The following is a 25,639-nucleotide window of genomic DNA, read 5'->3' as shown; positions in this document are numbered from 1 at the left end:
AGACGTATGCGCGTTTCATCGATCAGAACATCTAAGTTGGTCGATCAGTTCCATCATGTCGGGCGGCAAATCGCTCTGCAATCGGACCATCTCGCCGGTGATCGGGTGCTGGAAACCGAGCTCCGCCGCGTGCAGCGCCTGCCGCGCGAAACCGAGTCGTTCAAGCACCGGACGAAGCTGTTTGGGTGTGCGGCCATAGGCAGGATCTCCCAATAGAGAATGACCGATTGATGCGCAGTGAACACGCACCTGGTGGGTTCGCCCGGTTTCCAGCCGGCATTCGATCATCGCCGCCGCTTCGAGCGGTTCCAACGTCCTGTAATGCGTGATCGCGGTTTTGCCGCGCGAGGAATCGTTTGGCAGCACCGTCATTTTCTTTCGGTCCGCATCCGAACGCCCGACGCGCGCATTGATCGTCCCCGACGCGGGCGAGGGGTGCCCCGCGGTGACCGCGATATAGCGGCGATGCACGGTGTGCGCGGCGAATTGTGCGGCAAGCCCTTCGTGCGCGGCATCGGACTTGGCGACAACCAGCAGACCCGATGTGTCCTTGTCGATCCGGTGGACGATCCCGGGGCGCGCCACCCCGTTGATCCCCGAAAGGTTGCCCTTGCAATGATGCAGCAGCGCATTGACCAGCGTTCCGGTGATATTGCCCACCGCCGGATGCACTACCATGCCCGCGGCCTTGTCGACCACGACGAGGTGCCGGTCTTCGAATGCGATGGCGAGCGGGATGTCTTCGCCTTGGGCTTCGGCGGGCATGGCGGCGGACACGATGATCCGGAATGGCGTTCCGGCGGCCACCTTCATCGAGGCTGACGAAGCGGTCTTGCCCGCGACATCGACGCGGCCTTCCTCGATCAGGCCCTGCACGCGGGCGCGCGAGAGCGCGGTGGCTTCGGCTAGCGCCTTGTCGAGCCGGGCGGGGGCGGCAATCGTGCCGGTGATGATTTCGGGTGCGGACATGCTATGGCCATGCGCGATGCGCCATGACGTGACAAGCCGGGCCGTGGCCGCGATGCAGGCCCATGCCGCCGCAGCCTTCCCGAACGAAGCCTGCGGATTGCTGCTGGGCGATGGACGCCGGATCATTGAGGCGGTGCCGACGGACAATGTCCATCCCGCGCCCGCCACCCATTTCGAGATCGACCCCCAGGCATTGATCGACGCGCACCGCGCCGCGCGGGCGGGCGCTGCGCCGCAGGTCGTGGGCTATTACCATTCGCACCCCCGAGGCATCGCCGTGCCTTCGGCGACCGACCGCGCCTGCGCATGTGGGGACGGGCGGGTGTGGGCGATCGTCGCTGGCGAGGACGTGCGGCTGTGGCGCGATGATGCTGCGGGCTTTACCGCGCTTTCCTACACCGTCGTCGATCCGTAGAATTACCCGATGCACCGCGATTTTGCCCCTTTTTGCATCGAATTGGCCCCGGGGGTGCGCGCGCCGGTTGGCAAGGCGGGTTTTTTGGCCTTAGACAGTGTCTCATGTGTCTCCAACACGCCGGAACCTTTGCAAATCCATGATCTCCCAGACCGATCTTGCCGCGATGCTGTGCTCGCGCCTGTGCCACGATATGCTCTCCCCCGTGGGCGCGCTTGCCAACGGGCTCGAACTGCTCGCCGATGAACGCGATCCGCAGATGCGCAGCCAGGTGGTCGAACTGCTCGAACAATCGGCGCGGATCAGCACCGACAAGCTCAAGTTCTTCCGGCTCGCATTCGGTGCGGCGGGCGGGTTCGGCGAAGCGATCCCGGTCGATGAAGCCAAGGCGGTAGTCAACGCGCTGGCGGGCGATGCCAAGAAGGTCGAGGTCCACTGGGCGATTGCCGAACCCAGCCTGCCCAAGCCTGCGGTGAAGGTGATGCTGAACTTGGCGCAGATCGCGCTCGACAGTCTGGTGCGCGGCGGCACGCTCGATATCGGCGCGGAACGGCGCGACGGCGCGGTCGAGATCGTCGCCCGGGCGCGCGCCGAACGCATCGCCTTCGACGAAACGATCGGCCGCGCGCTGCAGGGCGATCTCGACGAAAGCGAGATCACCAGCCGCACCGCAGCGGCTTACATGATCGCGGTGCTTGCCGACGAGATGGCGGGCGGCCTCCAATACAAGCTGGGCGACGGCGCACTGGTGCTCGGCGCGGTGCTGCCCGAGCCCGAAGGCATGATCGGGTAAAGCCGGTTCGATGCCGGGGGGCGATGACGAACTGGTCCACCGCGAGGTGCTCTCCCCCAATTTCGGGGAGCGCACGCTGCCGATCTCGATGGTGGTGATCCACTATACCGAAATGAAGCCGGTCGAGACCGCGATCGCGCGAATGTGCGATCCTGCCGCCAGCGTCAGCGCGCATTACTGCATCACCGAAGAGGGCGAGGTGATCCGGCTGGTGCCCGAAGCCAGGCGCGCCTGGCATGCGGGCGCAAGCTATTGGCGCGGCATCCCCGATGTGAATTCGGCGAGCATCGGGATCGAGCTCGATCATCCCGGTCATGCGCGCGAGAACGGCGGCTATCGCGGCTTTGCGGACGCGCAGATCGATGCGCTGATGCCGCTGCTGGCGCGGATCGTGAAGCAGTATGACATCCCGCGCGCCAATGTGGTGGGCCATTCGGATGTCGCCCCGGCGCGCAAGGTCGATCCGGGCGAGCTGTTTCCGTGGGACCGGCTGGCGCGCGCCAAGCTGTGCCTGCCGCGTCCGCAATCGCTGGCGGCGGGCAACCCGTTCCACAACAAGGGCAGCTTCTTCCTCGCCCTCGAACGGTTCGGCTACGACATCACCGATCCCGCGAAGGCGGTCGCGGCGTTCGAACGGCGCTGGCGGCCCGAGAATATCACCGGGGTGCCCGATGGCGAGGTCGCCGCGATCTTGTGGCAATTGCTCATCGACCGCGATCAGGGGCGCACGCGCTAGCTATTGCGGCGGTTTGCGGTTAAGCGCGACCGCGTCAGGGGGCCCGAGGCAGCCGCGTGTCTTTCGGGACGCGAGGAAAGTCCGGGCTCCACGAAACAAGGGTGGCGGGTAACGCCCGCCGGTCCTGTCTTCGGGCAGGGCAAGGGAAAGTGCCACAGAGAGCAAACCGCCGATGGCCTCGCAAGAGGGACAGGCAAGGGTGAAAGGGTGCGGTAAGAGCGCACCGGGGGGCCGGCAACGGCAACCGCATGGCAAACCCCACCCGGAGCAAGGCCGAATAGGGGTCTCGCGCCCGCCGCAAGGCAGGGTAGGCGTGTTTCGCGCCGAGAGACCCGGGTTGGCTGCTAGAGCCGTCGAGCAATCGGCGGAGCAGATGAATGGCTGCCACCGCGCGGCCGGTCCCTTCGGGGATACCGCGTGCGGATACAGAACCCGGCTTATGACGGCCCCCTGACGTTCCTGTCGCCGTGCTGGTGCGGCGCACGGAACATTGCGGCGGACATCGCGGTTGCTCCCGCCATGTTCGCCTATTCCGACCCCCGCCGCCCGTCCGCCTCACGTTCGCTTGCCCAGCGCGTCGCGATCATTTTGGCCGTCGTGATCCAGATCGGCGCAGGCTTCCTGCCGCAATTCGGGATCGGACAAGCGATCGGCGAAAGATCGGATGCGGTCCGCACGCTGATCACCCCGGTGGGCTGGGCCTTTGCGATCTGGGGGCCGTTGTTCGTGTTGTCGGTATTGTTCGCGATCTGGCAGGCTTTGCCCAAGCAGAAGAACAACGGGCTGCTCGCACAGGTCGGCTGGCCCGCCGCGATCGCGCTGGCCGCGCAGGGCGTGTGGTCGACCTATACGCAGATCGACAACCTCACCTTCGTTTCGGTCGCGATCATCTTGGTTTCGCTCGCCGCGCTGCTCTATGTCGCGCGCAGCTTCGCCTCGTCGCCGTCACTGACCCCGGCCGAACGGCTGTTCGCCGCGCCCGCTTTCACCGCGCTTGGCGCCTGGCTGACCGCTGCGAGCGTCGTCAATGTGGCCGCGATGCTCAAGCTTTACGGGGTGGGCGGCGACGCGCCGACCCCTGGGATTGCAGTTGCGATTATCGCGATTGCAGCGCTGATCGCTGCGGTGGCGGCTGCCCGGCTGCGCGGTGCGCCGCTTTATGGACTGGTGTTCGCCTACGCACTGTATGCCATCAGCGTGGCCGAAGGGCAGCGCTTTCAGGTAATCGGCTGGGCCTGCTTTGCCGGCATCGCCGCTGTGTTGGCGGTGACGGTGTGGCAGTTGTCGCGCCGCGACAACCGCCATCACTGGTTCGGCGGTCAGCCGCGCCCCACGCTGGTGTAGGCAAAGCCCGCAGCCGCCATGTCCTGCGGGTTGTAGATGTTGCGCAGGTCAACCATCACCGGCGCCTTGGCGAGGGCCTTCACCCGCGCAAGATCGAGCGCGCGGAAGGCGTCCCATTCGGTCACGATCACCACCACATCGGCATCGGTGATCGCTTCGTAGGCGTTGGCGCACATCGTCACGCCAGGCAGCAGCGGGCGTGCCTGCTCGATCCCTTCGGGATCATAGGCGGCGACGTGGACGCCTGCATCCATCAGCGTCTGCGCCACCGCAATCGCAGGGCTGTCGCGCATGTCGTCGGTGTTGGGCTTGAACGTCAGGCCGAGCAGAGCGGCCTTCTTGCCGCGCGCTGCCTCCATCCCGCCGAGCGCGTCGACGACCTTGCGGCCCATCGCGCGCTTGCGGGTATCGTTGACCTTGACCACCGCCTCGATGATCCGCACCGGGCTGTCGTAATCCTCGGCGGTCTTGAGCAACGCAAGCGTGTCCTTGGGAAAACAGCTGCCGCCATAGCCCGGCCCGGCATGCAGGAATTTCGACCCGATGCGGCCGTCCATCCCGATCCCGCGCGACACGTCCTGCACATTCGCGCCGACCTTCTCGCACAGATCCGCCATCTCGTTGATGAAGGTGATCTTGGTCGCAAGGAAAGCGTTGGCCGCATATTTGATCAGCTCGCTGGTGCGGCGCGAGGTAAACAGGATCGGGCTTTCGTTGAGGAACAGCGGGCGATAGACCGCGCGCATCACCTCGCGGCCGAACTCGTCTTCGGCGCCGATCACGATCCGGTCGGGGCGCTTGAAATCGCCGATGGCCGCGCCTTCGCGCAGGAATTCGGGGTTGGAGACGACCGCGAAACGGTGCGCGGTGCCGGTCTCGCCGATGATCCGCTCGACCTCGTCGCCGGTGCCCACAGGCACGGTCGACTTGGTGACGATCACCGCATCATTGCTGAGCTTCTCGCCGACTTCGCGCGCGACTTCGTAGACGAAAGTCAGATCGGCATGGCCATCGCCGCGCCGGCTGGGCGTGCCGACCGCGATGAAGATCGCATCCGCGCCGGCGATGCCTTCGCCAAGATCGGTGGTGAAGCTGAGGCGGCCCGCCTTCACATTCGTATCGACCAGCGCGTCGAGCCCGGGTTCGTAGATCGGCATCACCCCGGCGTGCAGCCGGTCGATCTTGCCCTGATCCTTGTCGATGCAGACCACATTGTGCCCGAAATCGGCGAAACACGCCCCCGACACCAGGCCGACATAGCCCGAACCCACCATCGCAATCTTCATGAACTTAAGGCCCCTTGCGAGATATCCGCGCAACCCGATGCAGCGGAAGGCAATCCGGTTATGTCCGGTCGCCGTCAAAAACCTCAACGTGCGCCGTGTCGCTGGCCCGTGCCTGCATCACGCGCCGTTGATCGCCTTCCAGCACGAGCGCTGTAAGCACACCGGAGCGGAAAGCGCCAGTGTCTATTCCGATGCGGTTGCCGCAATCCATGACGTTCTCGAAGATCGTGTGACCATGCACCACAACGCGTTCGAGCGGGCCTTCGTGGCTCAGGAAACGTTCGCGGATCCACAAGAGGTCGCTGCGCTTCTGCTCGCTCAAGGGGCGCGAGGGGTCGATCCCGGCGTGGACGAAGATGTAATCGCCCGCGCGGATCATCGTCTCGAAACCGGCGATATAGGCGCGGGTATCCTCGGATACATATCGGGGGAGCGCGGCAAAGATGTCCTCCAGCGGAAGGGTCGCCATATCCTTGCTCGAAAAGCCGTAGCTCAGCAGGGTTTCATATCCGCCGTGCTTCAGAAAATGCCGCAGGGTCTCGGGCTTTTCGAAGGCGTTGAGGAACATCTCTTCGTGGTTGCCGGCAAGGATACGCACATTGCGGGTCTGCTGCCAGGCGCGCGCGCGGTCGATCACGCCCGCGCTGGCCGGGCCGCGATCGACCAGATCGCCGAGCAGGATGATGTGATGATCGGTCGCCGGCGCGGCGGCGATTTCGCTCTCGATCGCGGCAATCAATGCCTCGAACAGATCGAGCCGCCCGTGAATGTCGCCGATTGCGTAGAACCGCTGTCCATCGGGAACGCGCGGCAGGCGCGGCGGCGGAGCGGGGGAGAAGAATTCGCGCAGTCGCTGTAGCATGACCATTGAGTGATCCGGTTTCTTGGCGACCCCTTGGAGAGAAAAGGGCAGCGGGCAGCGTTGATCGCGCCTCTTGTCGATCGTGGCGGATAACTCCGACGGAGCGACCGCGCAACCGGCCCCCCGCAACCCACGACCAAAGGTGCGAAATAGGCGGCAAGCGGTAGAATTGTGTCGATTAATCCAGTGTGAAGCCGGCGCTGGCGGAAGTCCCGGGACCTACGCGCTGCTGCTTTCCGGCAAGGCTGGCGACCCGTTGCCCGGCAGGCGTTTCTTCCCCGCGATCTCTGCTACAGGCCAAGCCGCCAGAATTGGTCACCGATTGTAATTTAAGCCGAATTAAACCCTAAAAATAATTCGGGTCGTTGCACGATCGTATTTTTCAGGGTAAATTCTAATTTAGTTGGGGAAAGGGGGTCGCCTTGTCCTTTGCCGAGCCTTCCTTGTGGCAGGGACTTACCTTGCTGCAGCACGAATTATTGCTGTTTGCCGGCGTGTTTTTTCTGGTCGGCGCGCTTGACGATCTCGTCGTCGACGCCGTGTGGCTGTGGCTCAGGCTGTCGGGGCGCAATGTCACCGCCCGTCGAAGCCGCGTCGCGCTGCGCGGCCAACCGCTATCGGGACCGGTCGCGGTGCTGGTGCCTGCCTGGCACGAAGCCGCGGTGATCGGCCAGACGATCCGCCATCTTCTTTCCGCCTGGCCGCAGCAGCAATTGCGGCTCTACATCGGCTGCTATCGCAACGATCCGGCAACGCTTGCCGCGGCGATGGCTGCCGCACACGGCGACCCGCGGGTGCGGCTGGTGATCCATGCCAAGAATGGCCCCACCACCAAGGCCGACTGCCTCAACCGGCTGTTTGCGGCGCTGGCGCTCGACGAGGCGCGTAACGGCGGGCGCTTCGGCATGCTGGTGTTCCACGATGCCGAGGATGTGGTCGATTCGGGCGCGCTGGGATTGCTCGACGAAGCGATCGGGCAGCGCGCCGATTTCGTGCAGCTTCCGGTCGAACCGCTGGTGCCCTACCATCAGGACTTCTGGGGGCGCCATATCGGGGCACATTACTGCGAAGAATTCACCGAATCCCATGGCAAGGCGATGGTGGTGCGCGATGCTCTCGGAGCGGCGCTGCCCGGCGCCGGCGTCGGCTGCGCGGCATCGCGCCGCGCGCTCGACTGGCTGGTTGCGCGACACCTCGCCGAGGGCGGGCACGAGGCGCTTCCGTTCGCCAGCGATTCGCTGACCGAGGATTACGAGCTGGGGCTGGCGATTGCGGCGGCGGGCGGGCGCTGCCGGTTCATCCGTGCGCGCGGCGAGGACGATCGCCTGATCGCCACGCGCGCGTTCTTCCCGCATCGGTTCGACAATGTGGTGCGCCAGAAGGCGCGCTGGGTGCTCGGAATTTCGCTGCAGGGCTGGGATCGGGTCGGCTGGGGTGGGGGCGTGCGGGAACACTGGATGCGCGCGCGCGACCGGCGCGGGCCGTTCACCGCGCTGGTGCTGCTGGCGGGATACCTGCTGGTGGTGCTCACCGCGTTTCTGGGTGCCGTGGCACTCGCCGGGGTTGCGCCGCCGATGCCCTTGTCGCCGCTGCTGCGCGCCGTGTTGACCGCCAATGCGGTTGCCTTTGCCTGGCGACTGGTGATGCGCTTTGCCTTTACCGCGCGCGAATACGGGATGGTCGAAGGCCTGTTCGCCGTGCTGCGCTTGCCGCTGGCCAATGTCATCGCAATCATCTCCGGGCGGCGCGCAATCTTTGCCTACATCAGCACGCTCAAGGGCGCGGCCGCGGTGTGGGACAAGACCGAGCATGAGGCCCATCCCGCCGGAAACGGCCTGCTTAGGCCTGTCAGTTCATGATTGCCGCAGCCGCAGGTATCCCCCAACCCGCTCCCCCGCGGGCGAGCGGTCAACCCGGGCGCACCCGGGGCGGACCGCTGGCAATGCTTTCGCTGGTGGTGCTGGGCTGGTGCGGTGCAAGGGCGATGTGGGGAGAATACCCGCCGCTCGCCGCGATGCCGGTCGGACCTGCCATGACGACGGTTGGGGCCGATGGCGTGCTCGCAGGCGGGTTCGGCCCGTTCGGCGGCACCTCGCCGGCAGGTGCTGCCTTCATTCCCTTTGCCCGATACGTCCCCCAACCCGATCCGCTGTCGGCCTGGGTGCCGCCGCCGCAGGCCTATGCCGCACCCGGCGGCGGGGGCCGCTGGGTGGCCGCCTCGGCGCGCGCGCCGGTTCTGGCTGCTGGGGTCCGCGCACCTGCCGCGATCTGGCGGCCCGGCGATCTGCCCGATTATTCGCTCCCGCCGGGCAATCCGGTGCGCTTTTCCGAGGTTGCTGCAGCCGCCGCAGCAGCACCCGCACCAGCGGCCGCCGCCGCTGCACCTGCGCCCGGGCGCGTGCCGACCGCAGCGCCGTTCCAGCCCCCCGGTGCGCTGGTTGCCGCGCTGCCCGAAGGGCGCTGGTCGCTCGATGGCTGGACATTCTGGCGGCAGGGGTCGGACAGTGCCGCGATCAGTCAGGGCCGCGTGCCGGTCTACGGCGCGAGCCAGGCGGGCGCGGTGGCGCAATATCGGCTCCGCCCGAGGAGCGGCCATGACCCGCGCATCTATCTGCGGGCCTACAGCGCGCAGGTGCAAGGCGGTGAAAGCGAAGTCGCACTCGGCCTTTCGGCGCGCCCCTTGGCCGGCATCCCGCTGCGCCTCGCAGGCGAGGCGCGCTATACCGAGGCCGCGTTCTTCACCGCCGTGCGCCCGGCAGGCTATCTGGTGACAGAGCTTGCCCCGTTCCGCCTCCCCCTGGGGATGCAGGGCGAAGCCTATGGACAGGCCGGATGGGTGGGCGGGCCGGGCGCGACGTGGTTTGCCGATGGACAGGCCAACGCGCTGCGCCCCGTCGGCTTCATCAACCGGTTGAGCAACAATGCCCTGCGACTGTCGCTGGGAGCGGGCGTGTGGGGCGGCGCACAGAAAGATGCACAGCGGCTCGATGTCGGCCCGACGATGCGGCTCGACATGAAGGTGGGCAAAGTCCCCACCCGCGTCGGGGTCGACTGGCGCCACCGCGTCGCGGGCGAGGCAAGCCCGGGTTCGGGCCTTGCGGTGACTGTCTCGACCGGATTCTAGCGTCCCGGCGCGCCGCCATTCGCTCTCCCGACGCTCGCGAGGCTAAGTAAAAACACCGAGGATACGCGCTTGGCGCGGGTTTCCTCTCCCTGCCGCCTCGGCTAGCTTGGCGCGCATGGACGTTTACCTGCCCATCGCGAATCTTTCGGTCAACGGGCTGGTCATCGTCTTGCTGGGCGGGCTTACCGGCATCCTGTCGGGCCTGTTCGGCGTGGGCGGCGGGTTTCTGACCACGCCGCTGCTGATTTTCTACGGCATTCCCCCGACAGTCGCGGCCGCATCGGCGGCAACGCAGGTCACCGGTGCGAGCGTGTCGGGCGTGCTCGCGCATTCGCGGCGCAAGGGCGTCGATTACCGCATGGGCGGCGTGCTGGTGGCGGGCGGGATGATCGGCGCGCTGATCGGCGCAGGATTGTTCAGCGTGCTTCAGGCGTGGGGCCAGATCGATGTGGTGATCTCGATCCTCTACGTCCTGCTGCTCGGCTCGATCGGATCGCTGATGATGCGCGAGGCGATCGAGGCGCTGCGGCCCGGCTTGCTGAAAGGACGGCGGCAGGTGAAGAAACGCCGCCACCACCCGCTGGTCGCCAGCCTGCCCTACCGCTGGCGGTTCTACGCTTCGGGCCTGTATATCTCCCCGCTGGCGCCGCTGATCTTGGGGATGCTGGTCGGCATCCTGACGATGCTGATGGGGGTGGGCGGCGGGTTCCTGCTGGTGCCCGCGATGCTTTATATCCTCGGGATGAGCGGGAATGTCGTGGTCGGCACATCGCTGTTTCAGATCCTGTTCGTGACGATGCTGACCACGATGACGCATGCGCTGACCACCAAGGCGGTCGATCTGGTGCTTGCCGCGCTGCTTTTGCTGGGATCGGTGCTGGGCGCGCAGTTCGGCACCCAGATTGCGCTGAAGGCGCGGCCCGAAATCCTGCGCCTCGCGCTGGCAACGCTGGTGCTGCTGATCGCGCTGCGGATGCTTTACGGGCTCGGCGTGCAGCCGGACGAGATCTATACCGTGGTGCCGTTGTGAGCCTGCGCGCGGGTGCAGCCGGGTGAGAGTGGTGAGGGGTTTCCGGGCTGGGCTGATTGCCGGCGTGACGCTGGCCGCACCGATCCCCGCGCTCGCCCAGAACGAGCCGCTGCTGGTGCCCGCGGTGAGCCAGTCGCGGATCGAGGTGCGGCAGGGCTTCACCGGCGCGCGGCTGCTGCTTTACGGCGCGGTGATGGACCCCGGCGGGGTGCGTTCGACGGGGAATTACGACATTATCGTCGTTCTCAAGGGGCCGACCCAGGCGGTGCGCATCCGCGAGAAGGAGCGCATCGTAGGCATCTGGGCCAATGCCGGATCGAGCGACTTCCGCTCGGCCCCGTCGTTCTTCGCCGTCGCCTCCTCGCGCCCGATCGGCGAGATCGTGGACGAACGCACTGCGGCCATCTACGAGCTTGGGACCGACTTCATCCAGCTTTCACCCTCGGGCACGATCGATCCCGACGAGCAGGCGCGCTACGCCCAAGGGCTGGTCGAATTGCGCCGCCGGCAGGGGCTCTATCAGGAAAACCCGGGCGGGGTGAGGATCGCCGAAAAGGTGCTCTATCAGGCGCGCATCAATCTGCCGTCGAACGTGGTGACGGGGCGATACACTGCCGAAACCTTTGCGGTGTCGCGCGGCCGCGTGCTGGCCAGTGCGACCGCGCGCATCGAAGTGGTCAAGGCGGGGCTGGAGGGGCAGGTGGTGACCGCATCGCAGCGGTGGTCGTTCTTCTACGGGCTCGGCGCGATCGCGCTGTCGCTGGCGATGGGTTGGATCGCCGGGCGCCTGTTCGCGCGCGGCTGAGCACTGCCCCGGCGCTCCGGCTGGGCGAGCATCGCGCCGCTGTTGACCCGATCTTAACGCAAACCGACCTATCCCCCGGGGCCAATCACAACCGCCGCGCAGAGGGGAAAAGGCGCCAATGAGCGACCACGTCACGCAGGATTTCGAGCGTTTTACCGGCCCCAACCCCGCCGGAAATGACGAGGTTGCGGCAGCCTATGCCCGCGGCCAGCACGACAATGCGCGCCTGCCGATCGGGGTCGTGCTGGAAATTTCCGGCTCGGGCTCGCAGATCGCGCTCGATCTGCAACGCATCAACGAATGCATGGCCGACGATGATGCCTCGGTCGCGATGGCCGGGCAGGTCGGCAGCCAGATCAAGATCCGCGTCGGCGATGCCTGGCTGCTCGCCAACGTGCGCGACCAGCGCAAGGACCGCCGCACCGAAGGCGGGATCATCGCGCATATCGACTTTCTGGGCGAGGGCGGCGAGGAAAAGCTGACCGGGCGCATCCACGGGTTCAAGCGCGGGGTCACGCGCTATCCCATCCCCGGCGCACTGATCTATCCCTGCACCACGCGCGATCTGGAACAGATCTATGCGAGCGACGGTCGCGCCAGCATCACGATCGGCAAGGTCTTCCCGACCAAGGATATTCGCGCTGGCCTTTACATCGATGCGATGCTGGGCAAGCACTTCGCGCTCTTGGGCTCTACCGGCACCGGCAAATCGACCAGCGCCGCGCTGATCCTGCACCGCATCTGCGAAGCCGCGCCCAAGGGTCATATCGTGATGATCGACCCGCACGGCGAATATTCGGCCGCATTCCGCACCACGGGCCAGATCCTCGACGTGTCGAACCTGCAGATGCCCTATTGGCTGATGAACTTCGAAGAGCATTGCGAAGTGCTGCTGTCGAGCAGCGGCAACGAGCGGCAGACCGATCAGGACATTCTGGCCAAGGTGCTGCTCGCCGCGCGGACCAAGAGCCGGCTGGCGCAGACGATGGGCAAGATCACGGTGGATTCGCCGATCCCCTATCTGCTCAGCGACTTCGGCAATATCCTGCAGGACGAGATGGGCCGGCTCGACAAGGCGACCTCGAGCGCGCCGTATATGCGGATCAAGCAGAAGCTCGACGAACTGAAGGCCGATCCGCGCTACCAGTTCATGTTTTCCGGCATGCTGGTGGGCGACACGATGGTCGACTTCATCAGCAAGATCTTCCGCATGCCCGGCGGCGGGCGGCCGATCTCGATCATCGACGTGTCGGGCGTGCCTTCGGACATCACCTCGACCGTGGTGGCGGTCCTGTCGCGTCTCGTGTTCGACTTTGCGATCTGGGGCCGCGAGGAAAAGACCCGGCCGGTGCTGCTGGTGTGCGAGGAAGCCCACCGTTACGTCCCCAACGAGAAGAACGCCGATGGCTCCTCGGTTGGCAAGATCCTCAGCCGCATCGCCAAGGAAGGGCGCAAATACGGGATCAGCCTCGGCCTGATCACGCAGCGTCCCTCCGACCTTGCCGAAGGCGTGCTGTCGCAGTGCGGCACGATCATCGCGATGCGCCTGAACAACGACCGCGACCAGGCCTTCGTGAAGGCCGCGATGCCCGAAGGCGCGCGCGGGTTCCTCGATTCGATCCCCGCCTTGCGCAACCGCGAATGCATCATCTGCGGCGAGGGCGTCGCGATCCCGATCCGCGTCAGCTTCGATGCGCTGGAAGAACACAAGCGCCCCGCGTCCGAAGACCCGAGCTTCACCGAATTGTGGAACCAGGACGGCGGCGAGGAAGAACTGGTCGAACGCGTCGTGATGCGCTGGAGATCGCAAGGCTGATTGCGTTCGCGCCTGCGATCGCTCCGCGTGGCCGGTCAATGCCTCCTTTCGTTCACGTGCCTCTGGTGTCCCCGTAAAGATGGATATGCAGCCGGTCGCTCATGCGGAAGCCATGCTTCAGGCACAGGTCTGACAGCCATGCCTGCCGTTCGCGCTGGGTTGCGCTGTCCGTCCCCTCGGCCATCAGGAACACGCGTTCGGGACGGAAGCGGTAGCGGCGCTGGAGCGCCAGCACCTCGTCCACATCTGCCGGCGCGGCGACCACGAACTTGAGGAACGCGCGCGGTTCGGCGGCCCATGCGTCGAGCCGTTCGGGCAGCAAGGCGAGGTCGGCCGGATTGCCGCTGTGCGAAAGCTTGGGGCTGACATTGTATTGATCCACCCGGATATCGAGCCGCGCGGGCGGGGCGACCGTGCCGTTGGTTTCGATCTCGACGGTATGATCGGGCAGGTGCGCCAGCATCTCGGCCAGCGCGCCTGCCTGAAGCAGCGGTTCGCCCCCGGTGATGACGAGGCGGTTCTGGCCCAGAGCTGCAATCCGCGCAGCGGTTTCCCCGGGCGAAAGCGTCACCTGATTGGCCTTGCGGTCAAAGGTCACGCAGTCGCGGTGCGGCCGGTTGTCGCCCTCGAAATGCCAGGTATAGGCCGTGTCGCACCACGTACAGGCGAGGTTGCAGCGCGACAGCCGCACGAAGGCAACCGGCATTCCGGCCGACGGCCCTTCGCCCTGCAGCGAGGCGAAAATTTCCGGCCCGCCGGTGTCGTCGGTGGCAAGGGTGAGGTTCATCGGCGCGCCTGTTGTGAAGGTGACAAAGGCGACACCTTGTCACCTTTCCGGCATCCGGAAAAATCGATCGTCATCAATGGCCTGACAGCCAATACATCACGCGGACGGACACAGGTTTCGCGCGCGAAAACGGGGGTGGGGCGACAAGACATGTCCGGCCTATTGCACGATTTGCAGAAGTAGGAAATTTCCCATGCGCCTCGCCCGGCAATGGCGCTCTCGCAGGTGAGCGGAAATAAAGCGGACCTTCGGCAATCGACCCCCTAACGGACGCTCGACCAGAGAACCAAGGCTTTTCGAAAGCGGGCACCCTGACGCGATCAGGGAGGGCCGGATGTGGCAGAAAGTGCTCTGAGCGAAAGTTCGCGAATTAGCGGGATTGACGCCAGCGAGAGGTGCCAGAGGGCCTGCCATCGAGGGGTTAAAGTCGATTATTCGCGCAGCTAATGCGTCAAGCTTATGACTATTTGCTTGTTGTGAATAGGATTTAAAAGCCCGTCTTCATGTCTCGCGGCACGCGCCGCCAGCATTTGCTGGTGCCTCACCGCAGCCCGTCTTACCGCAGGGCACGAACAAGCATAAGTGGTGACCTGTCAGACTACTCCTCGCGGTCGGAACCGCGAGGACGCACACGACGGTTTTCAAAATCCTGCCAAGTCTTGCGTCTGTATTGACCTCATCATTTAGCAACGTCATCGGATGCAGGCAGAGCTAACCATCGCTCATGCAAACAAACGACTTCAAGGGGGGAAGGGTTCTATGACAAAATCGAGGAAATCGATCAAATCTGGCTTTTCCCTTATGCCCACAGCTTTCATATCTATGGTCGGGATGTATCTGCTTGCGCCGGCCCTGCAAGCACAGGTCGGAGTCCCTGAGTATTCGATCGCTTGTGATCGTGGTGAAGGCGATGCCTGCTACAACCTTGGCCTTCTGTATTACGAAGGCTGGGGCCTGATCCAGGACAAATGGAAAGGGATGGCACTGTTCGCAAAGGGTTGCGATCGGGGCAGTGCTCGGGCCTGCTACAATTTGGGCGCGATTTACGCCAATGGCGACCCGGTCGGACAGGATCGCGTCAAGGCCAAAATGTACATGCGTCGCGCCTTATCGCTGGATCCCGGTTACAGCCAAGCTAAGCAAGCGCTGGCAGCGTTAGAGGGCTAAAAGCGGCCTGTAAGTTTCTGAAGACGGCCAACTGATGATCGTGTCCGATCGAAATGAAATGCCAATCGACCGGTCGATCAAACAGACGGAGTGGTTGCACTATTCTGTTCTGGCCGCGTTGGAAAAGCAATTGCAATCGCTCCCGCGAGGCGCAGCTGCTCTTGTCGGCACTGGATGATGAACTGCGATTCCCGCCGCGACAGAGAAGGTGTGGATTATCTATTGCGCCAATATCATGATCTTGCTGGAGACTTTGTCCCAGATGTAGGTTGTTGTGGCATCACAGGCGCCCGCTTCATCGTTGTCGCAGATCGAACCCTCCTGTGACACCACCATAGCCGGCTGAGCCCCAGTCAAGTCGAACGCCAGGCTGTCCGGACCAGACCATACATTCACGAAATCCGAACCGCGGCTGACGAACACGGCATTGTCGAGCACCGGCATGGCGGCTTGGGCGCCGTCCGGCGTTTCGACCGGGTCATCGGTCTCCGACTGCATACAATACGGCTGGACAATCCAGTCGAGGATCGCATCGCCGTTAACATCGAGAAAGGGGTAAGTGGCGCTTTCGCCATCTGCGTCCGGCAAGGTGAAGCCCGCTTTTTCGCAGATCGCGCGATCCGCATCGCGCTTTGCGAGAATGGTGGGCGGCGCGGCCACGGGGGCATCGGCCAATGCGTCAAAAGGTCGGATAACGGCGGCACCGTCTGGGTAAGCAACAGGCACCAGCCTGCCTGCGGTGGGTTCCCATCGCATCGGGATTACGCAGGCATCGCTGCCCGTTCCGCCACAATGAACCCCGTGCATGTTCGCAAGAACCGCCGGCATGGCGGAATTTGCGCGCTTCACGGTGATTTTGATCGCTTGGGCAGCAAAGCCGAGCCCGTAACTGCCATCACCGCGCGAGACAAAGACCTGTTTCAGGCATCCGCCGGTGCCGCACAACCCGCCGATTACGGTGCTGGCGCGTTCGTAATCGACCAGCCAATCGGAAGTGCCGTCGCGGTTGATGTCGACCTTGCGGAACATAACGGTCGGTGGCTGCGGCACCACGGGCGCTCCGTCAGCGCCTTCATACAAGGCAGCGTGAGCCGTGCCGAAGCGCGCCTTGACCGCGGCGTACACCTCTTTCGGCACGCCGCGCGGAGTGGGTGCAGCCATGGTTGCAGTGGCCATCGCCATGGCCGTACCAGCGAGTGCATGGCGGAGCGCCGCGCGAGAGAATGAAGAAAGCGGCATCATTGCTCCTGATTCAGCTTGGCGAGAAGGTCCTTTGCTTCGGCAAAGGCGGGGTTGATTTGAAGCGCAGTCTGCGCGGCAAGTTTGGCCTGATCAAACCGGCCATCCTGTGCAAGGACCGTGGCGAAGAAATAGCACGCCGCTGCATCGCGCCCGCTACACCCCTTGTCGAGCAGCGCGCTGCCGTTCTTGCGATCGGGCGGGCCGCCGTGCTGGCCTTCGACCAGAGCGACGCCGGAGAAACCGCACATGTCGATCTTGCCGAGCATGCACGCCGCCGCACCGAAACGCGCGGCGCGCGGCATGTCGATCGCCTGCTCGCCGTTGAAGCGCGGGCGCAGCACGATCGCCATTTCGCGGCAGAAATCCGCCTCGCGCTTTTGTCGGCATTTCTCGTCGGCCTTGGCCTGCACCTTGCTGACGAATTCATTGATTGGCGGCATTGTAAAGGATGGCGTGTCGCGCGGAACCTTCATCCCAAGTTCCTTGCACGCCGAAAGATCGCCGATGTCGCACAGCATGATTTCAAAGAAGGTCGCCGCCGGCTTGCCCGATGCATCGCGTGCGGCCCGGCTTTCGACGAGCCGCGCCGCAATATATTGCGGATCAGGCGGCAGGAAATCGGGCGAGCGTTCGTAAACGAGCTTGCCCGAACGATAATTTACCAGTTCATCGCAAAGACCGATGTCGAGCCGGCAGCCGCGATACAAGGCATCGTCAACCTTGCCGAGATCGCCTTCGAAGGCTTCCTGCTTCGCCAAGTCTTCGCAAAAACCGGCATCGCCCGTGAAACATGCGCGGCGCGCCGTCGATATGTCGAGTTCCTTGACCCGCTGTTTGTACCGGGCCACGATGAAGCAGCTGGACCTGTCCTCGTCGCGCCAGCAGGCTTCGTCGAACAATTCGATGTCGGACTTGTACATCCCTCTGGCAAATTCGAAACCTGCATCGCCGCGTGAGCCGAGACGCGTGATTTCATCGCACACGTCCTTGGTGCCAAGCGCGCATTCCTGCCGAAGAAAAGTGCCTGTCCGTGCCCAATCCTTGGCCTTGAACGCGATCTGTGCGGTATAATAGCAGGCGGTTCGGGTCTTCGCCGTGCACGCCCGCTCAAGCGTCGCTACGGCATCGGCCGCCGACAGCGGCGATGCGAATTCCTTGGGCCGCAGCATCGAGATGCGTGCAAGAAGCACACAGCTTTTATAGTGCCCGGCATCGCACAGCGCAGGCAGCGCGTCGAGAAGCTGGGAATGGACGCTGAGGGGTTCGGTAAGCGTCACCGCAAAGGTATCGACGGCCGCGTTGTAACAGAGATCCCTGTCCTGCGCGGCGATCTGGAAAGTGCCGGTCTTTTTCCTGTCGACACACAGGCTCATTGCCATATCGTTCCGGTGGAACGCACTACCGCCGAAACCGACATAGGCTTCGCGGCAAGCGGCCAAGCGCTCATCGCCGCTGAATTTCCTCGTTTCCGATGCGACAAAGCCATATCGGCATAAGTCACCCTTCAGCTTCATCTCATCCGCGCCGTTCAGCGCGACCGGCACCGGCCTGAGCGCAGCGCCGTCTTGCGCCAACGCCGCGACGGGGTTCAGCACGGCGGAAACAAGGGCGAGCAGCAGCCACAACAGTCTTTTCATTCTCAACGCTCCTGTGACGACCCCATGGTCATTGCGGTGACCATGATCGTGCTGAAATCTTCCTGCGCTTGCGCAGCGGCGGTGGCGCAGGCGGCAAAGCCCTGCGCGTCGGTGGCATCCGGCATATCGAAATATTTGCGCCAGCATGGGCCCTCGCCCGCGCAGTTGTAGGCGGCGACTTCGCTCGCCTCCTTGACGAAGACTTGCGCGGCTGCGGCATCGCCGCCCAGCCTTTCCAGCGCGGCGCGCGCATTGATCGCGAAGGCATTGGCCAGATCGTTGCCCAGCGGTTCGCGGCACGCCTCGCCCAGCAGGACATAGCCGCGCACCGCGCCAAGCAGTTTGGCGGCGGCTTCATCTTGCGGGCTTGTCGCGGCCTGTTCCGCCTCATGATCACGCCCGTACAGCCAGCGGAAGGGCGTGCGCATGTAGTCGTCAGGGTAGGGCGCTTGCTGGCGCTCGGCGATGAAGGCGGCATCCAGCACGCGGGGTTCGGGCTCTTCTGCCAGTGCGACGGGCTCATCATCCACGATCGCCCACAGGCTGCCCTTCAGCGCCAGTTGCTCGCCTTCGCCCGGCAGCGCCTCATAGCGGGTCTGGAGGATGAGGCACCCTTCATCCGGACTATCGCGGAAGATGGCATCGGGGCCGAAATCCTCCACCCCATCAAAGCTGGTGATGACCTTGCTCCAGTCTGCCGAATGGATGCTGACCCGCCATTGCTGGATGGCATGCGCGGGCGTTTCCATGACCCGGCGGGCGATGACATGTTCGTGGGCGCCGTCGCGGTCGAAATCGACCTCGTACCAGCGCAGCGCATCGAGCGGCCCCTGCTCCATGTCGTCGCGTTCGGTCGCGACGATCCGGCCGCCCTGTTCGATGACGACAAGATAGGTCGCGCCGACCTTGTCTTCGAAGCCGGGCTGCACCTTACAGCGCCAGATATTGGTGTCGCCCTTGGCAATCAGCGCGCCGGTATCGCACGGCTCGAACCCGGTGGGCAGGGGCACGTTCGATTGCCCTTCAAGCGGGGCATGGGCGGAATCCACACAGGACGTGGTCGCTTGCGCGGCGCTGGCGAGTAGCAAACCGAAAGCGGCGATCGCAGTCTTCATCATCCGATGCTGCACCTTCACTTGGCAGGCTTTGGCGTCTGGGCAAGGCAGCGCTTCAGATCGCGGCGAAAGGCGCGTCGCGGCTGGTCAATCCGGCTGATGCGGGCATCCTCGATCAGGCTGGCATCGGCCGTGCCGGGCACGGCCGGGCGAACCTGATCCAGCCAGATCGACTGCGCGGCAAGCAGCCGAGCCTCCGGCTCGCGTCCAGCTTCGCGGAGCTCTGCAATGGCGCGCGCGGTGGTGCCGAGACAGATGTAGGGATCGGGCGCCGTCGATGATGCCGCCAGCAAAGCAAGGGACAGGATAAACATCGGCAAATCCTATTTCTGGAGCGTTCGGGAAAGCACCAGCGCGGCCTCGCGCTGTGCAGAGTTCAGCGGCTCGAGCACATTGGGCAATGAGTCGATCCCGAGTTCGCTGCCCTCGCGTGCGGCAATGTGCATCCAGGCGGCTGCCAGAACCGGATCGCCATTGCCCCGCACGCCCAGAAAGATTGCAAGAGCCATCTGGTAAGCGGCATCGGGGAGGCGGCCTGCAAGCGCCAGATCAAGCAGCGCGATGGCATCGGCTGACGCAGCTCCCGGCGCATCGTCGGGGTAGAGGTCCTGATAGAGTTGCAACGCGGCATCGGGATGCCCGCGCGCTGCCGCCATACGGAACCAGCGATGCGCTTCCTCTCGGTCAGGTGTCACCCCGGACCCTGCATAGCGATAAGCATGACCCACGCGCCAAAGACCTTCCGCGCTGCCAGCTGCGGCTGCCTTGCGGTTCCATTCGAGTGCGGCCGGATCCGGGGAAGGATTTGCGTATCCCGCGCCATGTGCCAGCCAATCCGACACCTCGCCAAAGGGTTGCCGGAACTGCGTGTCGCACTGGGTCACCATCGTGGCCCAGCCATCGGCCAGCGACGATCCGGACGGATCGCTTTCAGAACCGGCGTGACCAAAGTCGTCCACCTGCCGCGCCAGAATGGCTGCATGCTCGCGAAGCCGGGGATCGAGAGGGTTTTCCTTGCGCGCAATGTCATAGGCGTGAGCGCATGCCAGAAGGCCCAGCGCAGCCTGCGATGACAAAATCAATCCCGACAAATCGCGATACCCCCCCCGCAGCGCCGAACACCATACGGACATACCGGCGAATCGCCGATTTTCACAATGTGCTCATGGTTGATTGTAGAAAAACGACGAAACGCCAGACCCTGGAACGGGGTTGCCGACCGGGGCATTCACCACGGCAGATGGTCGGCATCTTTTTCGGCCCAGAACGTCTTTTCCGGGTCTGGCATGAAAACGCGCGGCGTTATGCAGTCGTCCTGCAACACACCGACAAGTGACCTGCAACGGCGACATTGCTGGTTGGGCCCCGACACCCCTGTCGGCCCACAGCAACCCGACATGCCCGATCCGTCAGCAGCCTCTTGGACCCACGCTGCCACATCGTCCGGATTAAGCCAGTGTTGCGGGACCGACATGAGTATCCGGCACGCTGCTGAAATCCAGGGCGCAGGCTGTGACGAACGGATGGCATGGCCAGTGGGAACGACCGGGGTTCCATGCGCGAAGGCTATCGGTGCCTGATCAAGCGCCGGTCGTGTGGCTATTTCAAGTGACGGGCTCAGCCGCGTTCGGCAGACCGCGCAATAAAGAGTGCCGGCCCTTGTGCATCGGCCGGATTTATGTGGCGCATTTCGCGTCATTCCAAACGTGCCCCCATCTTAGCTGCCGCCATCGGATGAGACTACCTCGAGAAAGAGAATGTCAATGTCGCGAGTGGGCTCGAAATCGGTTTTCACCACTTCGAACCGGGTGGGGGAAACTCTCGTCAGACCATCCATGCACAGGCTGACCAGCACCTGCGGGCCGGGCTTGTCCACCGTCAGTTTGAACCGCTTGATCGGCCCCTTCCAATTGGCGCCGGTGGCCAGCACATAGCTGAGCCAGGTTTCGACCGGCATGACTGTTTCAATGCGCCCGCCATCTGCGGTGTAGCGGCGGCGATCATAGCCGCGCAGGAACGGACCATCGACGCAGTAGCGCGCTTCGTAGCCGTCAGGCCCGGCCATGCTCTCATACCGCGCCTCGCGGTCGAGCGCCGAAGTGACCGTACCCCCGATCATGGGTTCATAGGCGTGCTCGACCGTCACGGCCTTGCCAGGGGGAAAGGTCTGCGTGCGCACGAAGGCGGTCGAGACGGTCCACAGCGGACGCAATTCGTGTCCGGTCAACTGATCCGCGCTGAGCAGGCCCTCGCCCACCAGTTCGGACTTGTCGTCTGCGGAAAGCGCGGCAAGGCGGGCGTGAAAGCCCTCGTCCTGCCAATATCGCACCGGCCAACCGCGTTCCTTGAGCCTTGCCGAGATGTCCTTGCCGCCAAGCTTGGGCACATCGATGCGCAGTAATTCAACCTGCTTGCCATCGACCTTGGTCGTCATGCCGATCGCGTCCCAGTCGGGATAGGCGCTTTCGATCCATTCCAGATCGCGGCCATCCAGCGGCACATCGGGCAGCGGGAAGGCGACGAGGATGGTCACCGGCTTGCTGGTCAGATTGCGGTAGGTATAGCGCACGCGCACCTTGTCGTGAGACAGGTAGAGATCCTCGCTTTCCATTGCGATCTCGTCGCTGCGTTCGAAGATCAGCCCGCCGAGGCCGAGCGCCGCCTGTGTGTCGTTGGCCTTGGCGGGCGCGGGGAGGAATGCCAGCAGGCCGGCTGCCATCACCGCGGATCGCATCATCGCCATCTTAGCGCCTCCCTATTCCTGCCACGAACCGTCGATCCAGTCGGCCAGCCGCTGGATGCGGGATTCATACGCGAAAGCGATGCAGTGGTGCCGCTGCTTCTTGATCCCCATGCACTTGTTGCGGCTGCGGATGAATTCGCGCTGTTCGGCGAGGATATCCGGCCACATCGCGCGCGGGGTTTCGGCCATGGCGCGCATGTAGTCCTCGTCCATGTCGCGATCGAGCTGCGAGAGTTCCGGGCTGGCGCAGATCACCTTGTCGATGCTGCCGGCGCGCGCCTTGGCGCAGTTGAAGCTGGGCGAAACTTTGGCCTGCGGCGCCTCTGAAGCGGCGCTGGCGGTGTAGCAAACGCCAAGCCCCAGCAGCAGCGCTGCTGGAAGGATGCGGGTGTGGCTCATTCTTCGGTCTCCGGTTCGGCAGCATATTCGCTGGCCGCGACCGCTTCCTCGCCCGCGATCTGGAAATCGATGAAGCCGTTCAACGATTTGAACGATTTCGATATGAGGAGGTAGGAGATCGCGTAGCTCCCCGGCTGCTCCAGCGGCGCTAGCAGGCGGTAACGATAGTCCTTCTGCCGCCCACGTCTGGCCGGGGCCTCGGGAACAGGCGCCATTTCACTGTCGTCAGGCAGGCGCAGCGTCACGCTGATGACCTCGGCAGGTTCGGCAAAGGTCAGGGTGATGGTGTCCAGCCCGGCTTCTACCGTGCTGTCCTTGGCGGGTGTGGAGGCGACGAGCATCGCCCGCGCGTCAAGCTTTTCCGCCGCTGCCGGGCTGGCCAGCACCGCCGCAAGGGCCGGCAGGATCAGGCGGCCGCGCATCACTGCTCCAGCATGGTGAAGGAGGAATGGGCCGAAACGCTGTCGCTGGTGCCGTCCTTGCGGTTCACCTCGGCGACGTAATTGATGAAATACTGGCCGGGGGCAACGATCGGCACGGGCAGATCGAAGCTGAACACCATGCTGGTCTGACCTTCGCCGTCATTGGCCATCACATCGAACAGCACCAGCTTGACGCCATCGGGCGTTTCGATGTCGACATGACTGATGGTCACGTTGGTGTTGAAGGTAAGCTGCACGTTCGAGACCGGCTCGCTTTCCATCCCGTCGGTCACCGGCAAGGCGAAGACGAGTTCGGGCGCGGGCTGCGCCATAGCTGGGGCGAGAGGCGCTACGATCGCGAACAAGGCCGCAGCGGTCATCAGGAAACGGGATTTCATCGAGGCATCCTTTCTCGCGAAAAAGGCGGGCGCGCAGTGTCCAAAGCCGTGCACGCCCGCCAGTCTACCCCCCGCAAACGGGTCGCATTTGAACTGCGGGAGGCTTTGTCGTCAGCAGCCGGCCTGCTTTTTCTTCTTCTTGCCAAGGCCGCCCAGCATCGAGCCGATCTTCGCGCCGGCATCCCCGCCGACCGCGCCGCCGATGGCAGCGCCCGTGGCCGATCCGCTGTTGCACTGGGCCGGGGCGGGCTGGCCGGCATTGCTGCCCGTCATGCCCCGCGCTGCGGCCATGCCGCGCGCTTCGTCTTCTGCGGCGCTGGTGTGGTCACCCTTGGACGGGCCGGAGGCGGCGGGGGCTGCGGCAGCCGTGGTCAGCTTGCCCTGCGCCTGATACCAGGCGCGGATCCCGGGCGAGGCCTTGTTTTCCTGCCCGTTGCCCGGCACCGTGCTGTAGGGTCGGCCTTCTGCCGCTGCCAGATCGAGCAGCTTGGCATAGTCACCGAAGGCTGCGGATTCGATTTCCGAATAGGGCAGGTGATCGAAGCGCGAAGTGCACCACAGATCGAACTCGTTCACCTCGTCCGGGCCGCAGGGCCTGCCCTTCGACAGGCGCACGGCGGGCGGGTTGTCGATCGAGGTGTAGCATTCGGTGAAATCGAGGCTGCTGCGGTAGGTCGCCGGGCACCGCGCGGCCTTGGACGGTTTGGGGAATTTGCCCTTCGCCAGCCATTGTTCAGGTGCCATGCCGCGCGCTTCGGGCTTGTTGGTGCACCACAGGCTCCCGCTGCTCTCCGCGCGCAGACCGGCCGGGCACGGGTCCGAAAGGCTGGCCTTCTTCATCACGTAAGGCGGCGTGTCACTGTAAGCGTAACACATTGTCGGACTCGTCGGTCTGTTTCCGATAGATACGCCGCTACCACCCCTGCGATATTCGCTTGGGCACGAAGAGCCCGTCCTCGCGACCTCAATGGTTGCCGGACCAGTCTGCTGCGCGGCGGCAGGGGCTGCTGAGAAGGCAAGGCCCAGCAGGCTGGCGGCGGTGGCGGACAAAAGCAGTTTCATAGAAAATCTCCATGAAGTGATGGGGCGGGTGCGGATCGCGATCGCGTTGCACACCCGCCCGCTGCCCCTCCCCCCCAAGGCGGGGCAGCTTGGATCGTGCGGCGCTGGATGGTCAGCAGCCGGCCTTCTTCTTTTTCTTCTTGCCGAGACCGCCGAGCATTGATCCCAGCGCTGCACCGGCATCTCCACCGATCGCGCTCCCGATCGCGGCGCCTGTCGAAGAACCGCTGGTGCATTGGCTGGCCGGGGTTTCGTCGCCAGTGGTGCTTTCGTTGCCACCACTGCCGGATGCGACGGCTTTACCAGCGCCCTTTACCGGGTTGCCATTGTCATCGACGGGCACATCTTCCCCGTTGATGCGCATGGTGCGGTATTGGCCCCTTTCAGCGTACCAGGCCGAGGCCGCCGGAGAGACGCAGCACTTCATGCCCTGCCAATCACCGCCGCTGCTCTGGAGGTGCATATACACCTTGTTGAAATCGGCCGAGGCATGGCCTTCGGCATTGGCGCGGGTCACGCCCGAAAGATCGCCGGTGCACCAGGTGCCCCATTCCTCGATCTCGCCAGCGGCGCAGGGCTTGCCCTTGCTCAACCGGGTTGCCGGGGGGTTGTCGAGCGTGGTGTAGCAGCTGTCGAGCTGCGTGGTGGATGCCCACCCAGTCGGACAGCGCACGCCCTTGGACGGCTTGGGCAGCTTGGTGTCCTTGGCGAGGTTGTTTTCCGCCGACCATGTGCGCTCTTGGGGCTTGCTCGTGCAAAAATAGCTGGAACTGCTGTCCGGACGTAAGCCCGACGGGCACGGTTCAGACGTGGTCCGCTTCATTGCCACCATCGGCGGCGACTTGCCGTCTGCGTAACACAGGTCAGGATTGGTCTGGCCCTTTTTGGGGCTGATCGATGTGCCGCGGGTGTATTCGTCCGGGCAGCCGCCGTTCGAAGCGGCCGGGATCGTTGCCGGGCCGGTCTGCGCGGCCGCCGGGCTGGCTGCTGCCAATCCGCCAAGCGCCAGCAATACCGCCGCAGCGGCTGACATGAGTGATTTCCGCATTTTAATTCCCCCCCCCTTTGAGGCTTACGGACGACGGGTGGAGCACCACAGGCGGTAGACTTCGTAATAGCCGTCCGCGCAGGTTTCCTTGTCCTTCTTGGCGTAGATCAGCGGCGCCTTGCTCTCGTGCGGTTCGCACATCGAGGTGTTACCGGGGACCGAGCGCCAGCCCGAGGGGCAGGCGACCCCGCCGCTGGGCTTCTTGACCGCCGCCTCGTTCTGGCCCTGCGCCATTGCAGGCGCGCCCATGCTGGCAAAGGCCAGCGCCGAAAGCAGCGAAAGGTGCAGGCCGCCAAGGCCAATGGCGAGACGCAGTTTCATGTCGGGTTCCCCATGTTGCGGCAGCCTGAAACCACTGCCTGATGCGATGGAGAGCCTGCTAAGCCTCAGAACGGCACTGTCCCATGCCATGAATCATGCTGCCATATCATGGCATCCC

General features: G+C 64.4%; 26 protein-coding genes and 1 other RNA gene. 11 read left to right on the top strand and 16 right to left on the bottom strand.

Translation table 11 applies throughout. The annotated features are described in order from the left end of the window. Positions 1 to 15 precede the first annotated feature (15 nt). The gene (locus A9D12_RS01820; protein ID WP_068349241.1) at positions 16 to 969 is read right to left on the bottom strand and encodes an RluA family pseudouridine synthase; all 954 of its coding nucleotides are present in this window, start codon (positions 967 to 969) and stop codon (positions 16 to 18) included. 16 nt (positions 970 to 985) lie between these two features. Here A9D12_RS01820 and A9D12_RS01815 point away from each other — a divergent pair, with 16 nt between their 5' ends. The 5 genes from A9D12_RS01815 (at position 986) to A9D12_RS01795 (ending at position 4,257) form a co-directional block, all read left to right on the top strand. Further along, on the top strand, positions 986 to 1,384 hold the full coding sequence (locus tag A9D12_RS01815) for a M67 family metallopeptidase (protein WP_068349238.1): 399 nt from the start codon (positions 986 to 988) through the stop codon (positions 1,382 to 1,384). A 139-nt stretch (positions 1,385 to 1,523) separates the two neighbouring features. Beyond that, the gene (locus A9D12_RS01810; RefSeq protein ID WP_068349236.1) at positions 1,524 to 2,177 is read left to right on the top strand and encodes a histidine phosphotransferase family protein; all 654 of its coding nucleotides are present in this window, start codon (positions 1,524 to 1,526) and stop codon (positions 2,175 to 2,177) included. A 10-nt stretch (positions 2,178 to 2,187) separates the two neighbouring features. Next, positions 2,188 to 2,913, top strand: coding sequence for an N-acetylmuramoyl-L-alanine amidase (locus tag A9D12_RS01805; RefSeq protein ID WP_068349232.1), 726 nt, complete (start codon positions 2,188 to 2,190; stop codon positions 2,911 to 2,913). 36 nt (positions 2,914 to 2,949) lie between these two features. Further along, an RNA gene (gene rnpB, locus A9D12_RS01800) (RNase P RNA component class A) lies at positions 2,950 to 3,369 on the top strand. A 63-nt stretch (positions 3,370 to 3,432) separates the two neighbouring features. Then, on the top strand, positions 3,433 to 4,257 hold the full coding sequence (locus A9D12_RS01795; RefSeq protein ID WP_068349230.1) for a hypothetical protein: 825 nt from the start codon (positions 3,433 to 3,435) through the stop codon (positions 4,255 to 4,257). On the opposite strand, the gene A9D12_RS01790 is transcribed toward A9D12_RS01795, so the two are convergent. Both A9D12_RS01790 and A9D12_RS01785 read right to left on the bottom strand, forming a co-directional pair. Continuing rightward, on the bottom strand, positions 4,233 to 5,543 hold the full coding sequence (locus A9D12_RS01790) for a UDP-glucose dehydrogenase family protein (protein WP_068349227.1): 1,311 nt from the start codon (positions 5,541 to 5,543) through the stop codon (positions 4,233 to 4,235). The genes A9D12_RS01795 and A9D12_RS01790 overlap by 25 nt on opposite strands. 58 nt (positions 5,544 to 5,601) lie before the next feature. Continuing rightward, on the bottom strand, positions 5,602 to 6,405 hold the full coding sequence (locus A9D12_RS01785; RefSeq protein ID WP_068353406.1) for a metallophosphoesterase family protein: 804 nt from the start codon (positions 6,403 to 6,405) through the stop codon (positions 5,602 to 5,604). Positions 6,406 to 6,827: 422 nt separating this feature from the next. Between A9D12_RS01785 and A9D12_RS01780 the strand changes: the two genes are divergently transcribed. From A9D12_RS01780 to A9D12_RS01760, 5 genes are all read left to right on the top strand, one after another. Then, positions 6,828 to 8,264, top strand: coding sequence for a glycosyl transferase family protein (locus tag A9D12_RS01780; protein ID WP_068349225.1), 1,437 nt, complete (start codon positions 6,828 to 6,830; stop codon positions 8,262 to 8,264). A gap of 83 nt (positions 8,265 to 8,347) precedes the next feature. Then, the gene (locus tag A9D12_RS01775) at positions 8,348 to 9,529 is read left to right on the top strand and encodes a hypothetical protein (RefSeq protein ID WP_156522765.1); all 1,182 of its coding nucleotides are present in this window, start codon (positions 8,348 to 8,350) and stop codon (positions 9,527 to 9,529) included. 115 nt (positions 9,530 to 9,644) lie between these two features. After that, positions 9,645 to 10,559 (top strand): sulfite exporter TauE/SafE family protein, encoded by a 915-nt coding sequence (locus A9D12_RS01770; protein ID WP_068349219.1) that lies wholly within the window; start codon positions 9,645 to 9,647, stop codon positions 10,557 to 10,559. A 31-nt stretch (positions 10,560 to 10,590) separates the two neighbouring features. Next, positions 10,591 to 11,364 carry a TIGR02186 family protein gene (locus tag A9D12_RS01765; RefSeq protein WP_082925596.1) on the top strand — a complete coding sequence of 258 codons (774 nt, stop codon included), beginning with the start codon at positions 10,591 to 10,593 and terminating at the stop codon, positions 11,362 to 11,364. A gap of 118 nt (positions 11,365 to 11,482) precedes the next feature. Continuing rightward, a complete protein-coding gene (locus tag A9D12_RS01760; protein WP_068349216.1) occupies positions 11,483 to 13,180 on the top strand; it encodes an ATP-binding protein in 1,698 nt (565 codons plus the stop codon). 52 nt (positions 13,181 to 13,232) lie between these two features. Here A9D12_RS01760 and A9D12_RS01755 read toward each other — a convergent pair whose 3' ends face one another. After that, positions 13,233 to 13,967: a 7-carboxy-7-deazaguanine synthase QueE gene (locus A9D12_RS01755; protein ID WP_068349212.1), complete on the bottom strand. Its 735-nt coding sequence runs from the start codon at positions 13,965 to 13,967 to the stop codon at positions 13,233 to 13,235. A 759-nt stretch (positions 13,968 to 14,726) separates the two neighbouring features. Here A9D12_RS01755 and A9D12_RS01750 point away from each other — a divergent pair. Then, a complete protein-coding gene (locus A9D12_RS01750) occupies positions 14,727 to 15,134 on the top strand; it encodes a tetratricopeptide repeat protein (RefSeq protein ID WP_197489852.1) in 408 nt (135 codons plus the stop codon). 219 nt (positions 15,135 to 15,353) lie between these two features. Here the strand turns inward: A9D12_RS01750 and A9D12_RS01745 are convergent, their stop codons facing one another. The 12 genes from A9D12_RS01745 to A9D12_RS01690 all read right to left on the bottom strand — a co-directional run bounded on the left by A9D12_RS01745 (position 15,354) and on the right by A9D12_RS01690 (position 25,521). Continuing rightward, positions 15,354 to 16,316, bottom strand: a complete 963-nt coding sequence (locus A9D12_RS01745) for a hypothetical protein (protein WP_068349205.1) — start codon at positions 16,314 to 16,316, stop codon at positions 15,354 to 15,356. Positions 16,317 to 16,372: 56 nt separating this feature from the next. Next, a complete protein-coding gene (locus A9D12_RS01740; protein WP_068349202.1) occupies positions 16,373 to 18,013 on the bottom strand; it encodes a tetratricopeptide repeat protein in 1,641 nt (546 codons plus the stop codon). 2 nt (positions 18,014 to 18,015) lie between these two features. Further along, positions 18,016 to 19,131, bottom strand: a complete 1,116-nt coding sequence (locus A9D12_RS01735; RefSeq protein WP_156522763.1) for a hypothetical protein — start codon at positions 19,129 to 19,131, stop codon at positions 18,016 to 18,018. 14 nt (positions 19,132 to 19,145) lie between these two features. After that, the gene (locus tag A9D12_RS01730; protein ID WP_068349197.1) at positions 19,146 to 19,442 is read right to left on the bottom strand and encodes a hypothetical protein; all 297 of its coding nucleotides are present in this window, start codon (positions 19,440 to 19,442) and stop codon (positions 19,146 to 19,148) included. A gap of 9 nt (positions 19,443 to 19,451) precedes the next feature. Continuing rightward, positions 19,452 to 20,204, bottom strand: coding sequence for a tetratricopeptide repeat protein (locus A9D12_RS01725; protein ID WP_197489851.1), 753 nt, complete (start codon positions 20,202 to 20,204; stop codon positions 19,452 to 19,454). 641 nt (positions 20,205 to 20,845) lie between these two features. Further along, positions 20,846 to 21,871 carry a DUF4424 family protein gene (locus A9D12_RS01720; protein ID WP_082925329.1) on the bottom strand — a complete coding sequence of 342 codons (1,026 nt, stop codon included), beginning with the start codon at positions 21,869 to 21,871 and terminating at the stop codon, positions 20,846 to 20,848. A 12-nt stretch (positions 21,872 to 21,883) separates the two neighbouring features. Further along, on the bottom strand, positions 21,884 to 22,270 hold the full coding sequence (locus A9D12_RS01715; protein WP_068349191.1) for a lysozyme inhibitor LprI family protein: 387 nt from the start codon (positions 22,268 to 22,270) through the stop codon (positions 21,884 to 21,886). Further along, positions 22,267 to 22,692 carry a copper resistance CopC family protein gene (locus A9D12_RS01710; RefSeq protein ID WP_068349188.1) on the bottom strand — a complete coding sequence of 142 codons (426 nt, stop codon included), beginning with the start codon at positions 22,690 to 22,692 and terminating at the stop codon, positions 22,267 to 22,269. The genes A9D12_RS01715 and A9D12_RS01710 overlap by 4 nt, the downstream gene beginning before the upstream one ends. Next, positions 22,692 to 23,090: a copper resistance protein CopC gene (locus A9D12_RS01705; RefSeq protein ID WP_068349184.1), complete on the bottom strand. Its 399-nt coding sequence runs from the start codon at positions 23,088 to 23,090 to the stop codon at positions 22,692 to 22,694. The genes A9D12_RS01710 and A9D12_RS01705 overlap by 1 nt, the downstream gene beginning before the upstream one ends. 111 nt (positions 23,091 to 23,201) lie before the next feature. Then, positions 23,202 to 23,966, bottom strand: a complete 765-nt coding sequence (locus tag A9D12_RS01700; RefSeq protein WP_156522762.1) for a hypothetical protein — start codon at positions 23,964 to 23,966, stop codon at positions 23,202 to 23,204. Between the two features lie 298 nt (positions 23,967 to 24,264). Continuing rightward, entirely contained in the window at positions 24,265 to 25,185 is a 921-nt protein-coding gene (locus tag A9D12_RS01695) for a hypothetical protein (RefSeq protein WP_068349178.1), read from the bottom strand. Between the two features lie 39 nt (positions 25,186 to 25,224). Beyond that, positions 25,225 to 25,521: a hypothetical protein gene (locus tag A9D12_RS01690; RefSeq protein WP_068349175.1), complete on the bottom strand. Its 297-nt coding sequence runs from the start codon at positions 25,519 to 25,521 to the stop codon at positions 25,225 to 25,227. Positions 25,522 to 25,639 lie beyond the last annotated feature (118 nt).

Origin of the sequence: Erythrobacter neustonensis, assembly GCF_001663175.1 — a bacterium.
In the GTDB taxonomy this organism is placed as follows: domain Bacteria; phylum Pseudomonadota; class Alphaproteobacteria; order Sphingomonadales; family Sphingomonadaceae; genus Erythrobacter; species Erythrobacter neustonensis.
This window is presented reverse-complemented; position numbering and strand designations above follow the sequence as displayed.

What these genes read in the sequence shown, in the direction of transcription:
- A9D12_RS01820 (WP_068349241.1), bottom strand. Translation starts at nt 969, where the DNA reads ATGTCCGCACCCGAAATCATCACCGGCACGATTGCCGCCCCCGCCCGG.
- A9D12_RS01815 (WP_068349238.1), top strand. Translation starts at nt 986, where the DNA reads ATGCGCCATGACGTGACAAGCCGGGCCGTGGCCGCGATGCAGGCCCAT.
- A9D12_RS01810 (WP_068349236.1), top strand. Translation starts at nt 1,524, where the DNA reads ATGATCTCCCAGACCGATCTTGCCGCGATGCTGTGCTCGCGCCTGTGC.
- A9D12_RS01805 (WP_068349232.1), top strand. Translation starts at nt 2,188, where the DNA reads ATGCCGGGGGGCGATGACGAACTGGTCCACCGCGAGGTGCTCTCCCCC.
- A9D12_RS01795 (WP_068349230.1), top strand. Translation starts at nt 3,433, where the DNA reads ATGTTCGCCTATTCCGACCCCCGCCGCCCGTCCGCCTCACGTTCGCTT.
- A9D12_RS01790 (WP_068349227.1), bottom strand. Translation starts at nt 5,543, where the DNA reads ATGAAGATTGCGATGGTGGGTTCGGGCTATGTCGGCCTGGTGTCGGGG.
- A9D12_RS01785 (WP_068353406.1), bottom strand. Translation starts at nt 6,405, where the DNA reads ATGCTACAGCGACTGCGCGAATTCTTCTCCCCCGCTCCGCCGCCGCGC.
- A9D12_RS01775 (WP_156522765.1), top strand. Translation starts at nt 8,348, where the DNA reads ATGCTTTCGCTGGTGGTGCTGGGCTGGTGCGGTGCAAGGGCGATGTGG.
- A9D12_RS01770 (WP_068349219.1), top strand. Translation starts at nt 9,645, where the DNA reads ATGGACGTTTACCTGCCCATCGCGAATCTTTCGGTCAACGGGCTGGTC.
- A9D12_RS01760 (WP_068349216.1), top strand. Translation starts at nt 11,483, where the DNA reads ATGAGCGACCACGTCACGCAGGATTTCGAGCGTTTTACCGGCCCCAAC.
- A9D12_RS01755 (WP_068349212.1), bottom strand. Translation starts at nt 13,967, where the DNA reads ATGAACCTCACCCTTGCCACCGACGACACCGGCGGGCCGGAAATTTTC.
- A9D12_RS01750 (WP_197489852.1), top strand. Translation starts at nt 14,727, where the DNA reads ATGACAAAATCGAGGAAATCGATCAAATCTGGCTTTTCCCTTATGCCC.
- A9D12_RS01745 (WP_068349205.1), bottom strand. Translation starts at nt 16,316, where the DNA reads ATGGCGATGGCCACTGCAACCATGGCTGCACCCACTCCGCGCGGCGTG.
- A9D12_RS01740 (WP_068349202.1), bottom strand. Translation starts at nt 18,013, where the DNA reads ATGAAAAGACTGTTGTGGCTGCTGCTCGCCCTTGTTTCCGCCGTGCTG.
- A9D12_RS01735 (WP_156522763.1), bottom strand. Translation starts at nt 19,131, where the DNA reads ATGATGAAGACTGCGATCGCCGCTTTCGGTTTGCTACTCGCCAGCGCC.
- A9D12_RS01730 (WP_068349197.1), bottom strand. Translation starts at nt 19,442, where the DNA reads ATGTTTATCCTGTCCCTTGCTTTGCTGGCGGCATCATCGACGGCGCCC.
- A9D12_RS01720 (WP_082925329.1), bottom strand. Translation starts at nt 21,871, where the DNA reads ATGGCGATGATGCGATCCGCGGTGATGGCAGCCGGCCTGCTGGCATTC.
- A9D12_RS01715 (WP_068349191.1), bottom strand. Translation starts at nt 22,270, where the DNA reads ATGAGCCACACCCGCATCCTTCCAGCAGCGCTGCTGCTGGGGCTTGGC.
- A9D12_RS01710 (WP_068349188.1), bottom strand. Translation starts at nt 22,692, where the DNA reads ATGCGCGGCCGCCTGATCCTGCCGGCCCTTGCGGCGGTGCTGGCCAGC.
- A9D12_RS01705 (WP_068349184.1), bottom strand. Translation starts at nt 23,090, where the DNA reads ATGAAATCCCGTTTCCTGATGACCGCTGCGGCCTTGTTCGCGATCGTA.
- A9D12_RS01700 (WP_156522762.1), bottom strand. Translation starts at nt 23,966, where the DNA reads ATGTGTTACGCTTACAGTGACACGCCGCCTTACGTGATGAAGAAGGCC.
- A9D12_RS01695 (WP_068349178.1), bottom strand. Translation starts at nt 25,185, where the DNA reads ATGTCAGCCGCTGCGGCGGTATTGCTGGCGCTTGGCGGATTGGCAGCA.
- A9D12_RS01690 (WP_068349175.1), bottom strand. Translation starts at nt 25,521, where the DNA reads ATGAAACTGCGTCTCGCCATTGGCCTTGGCGGCCTGCACCTTTCGCTG.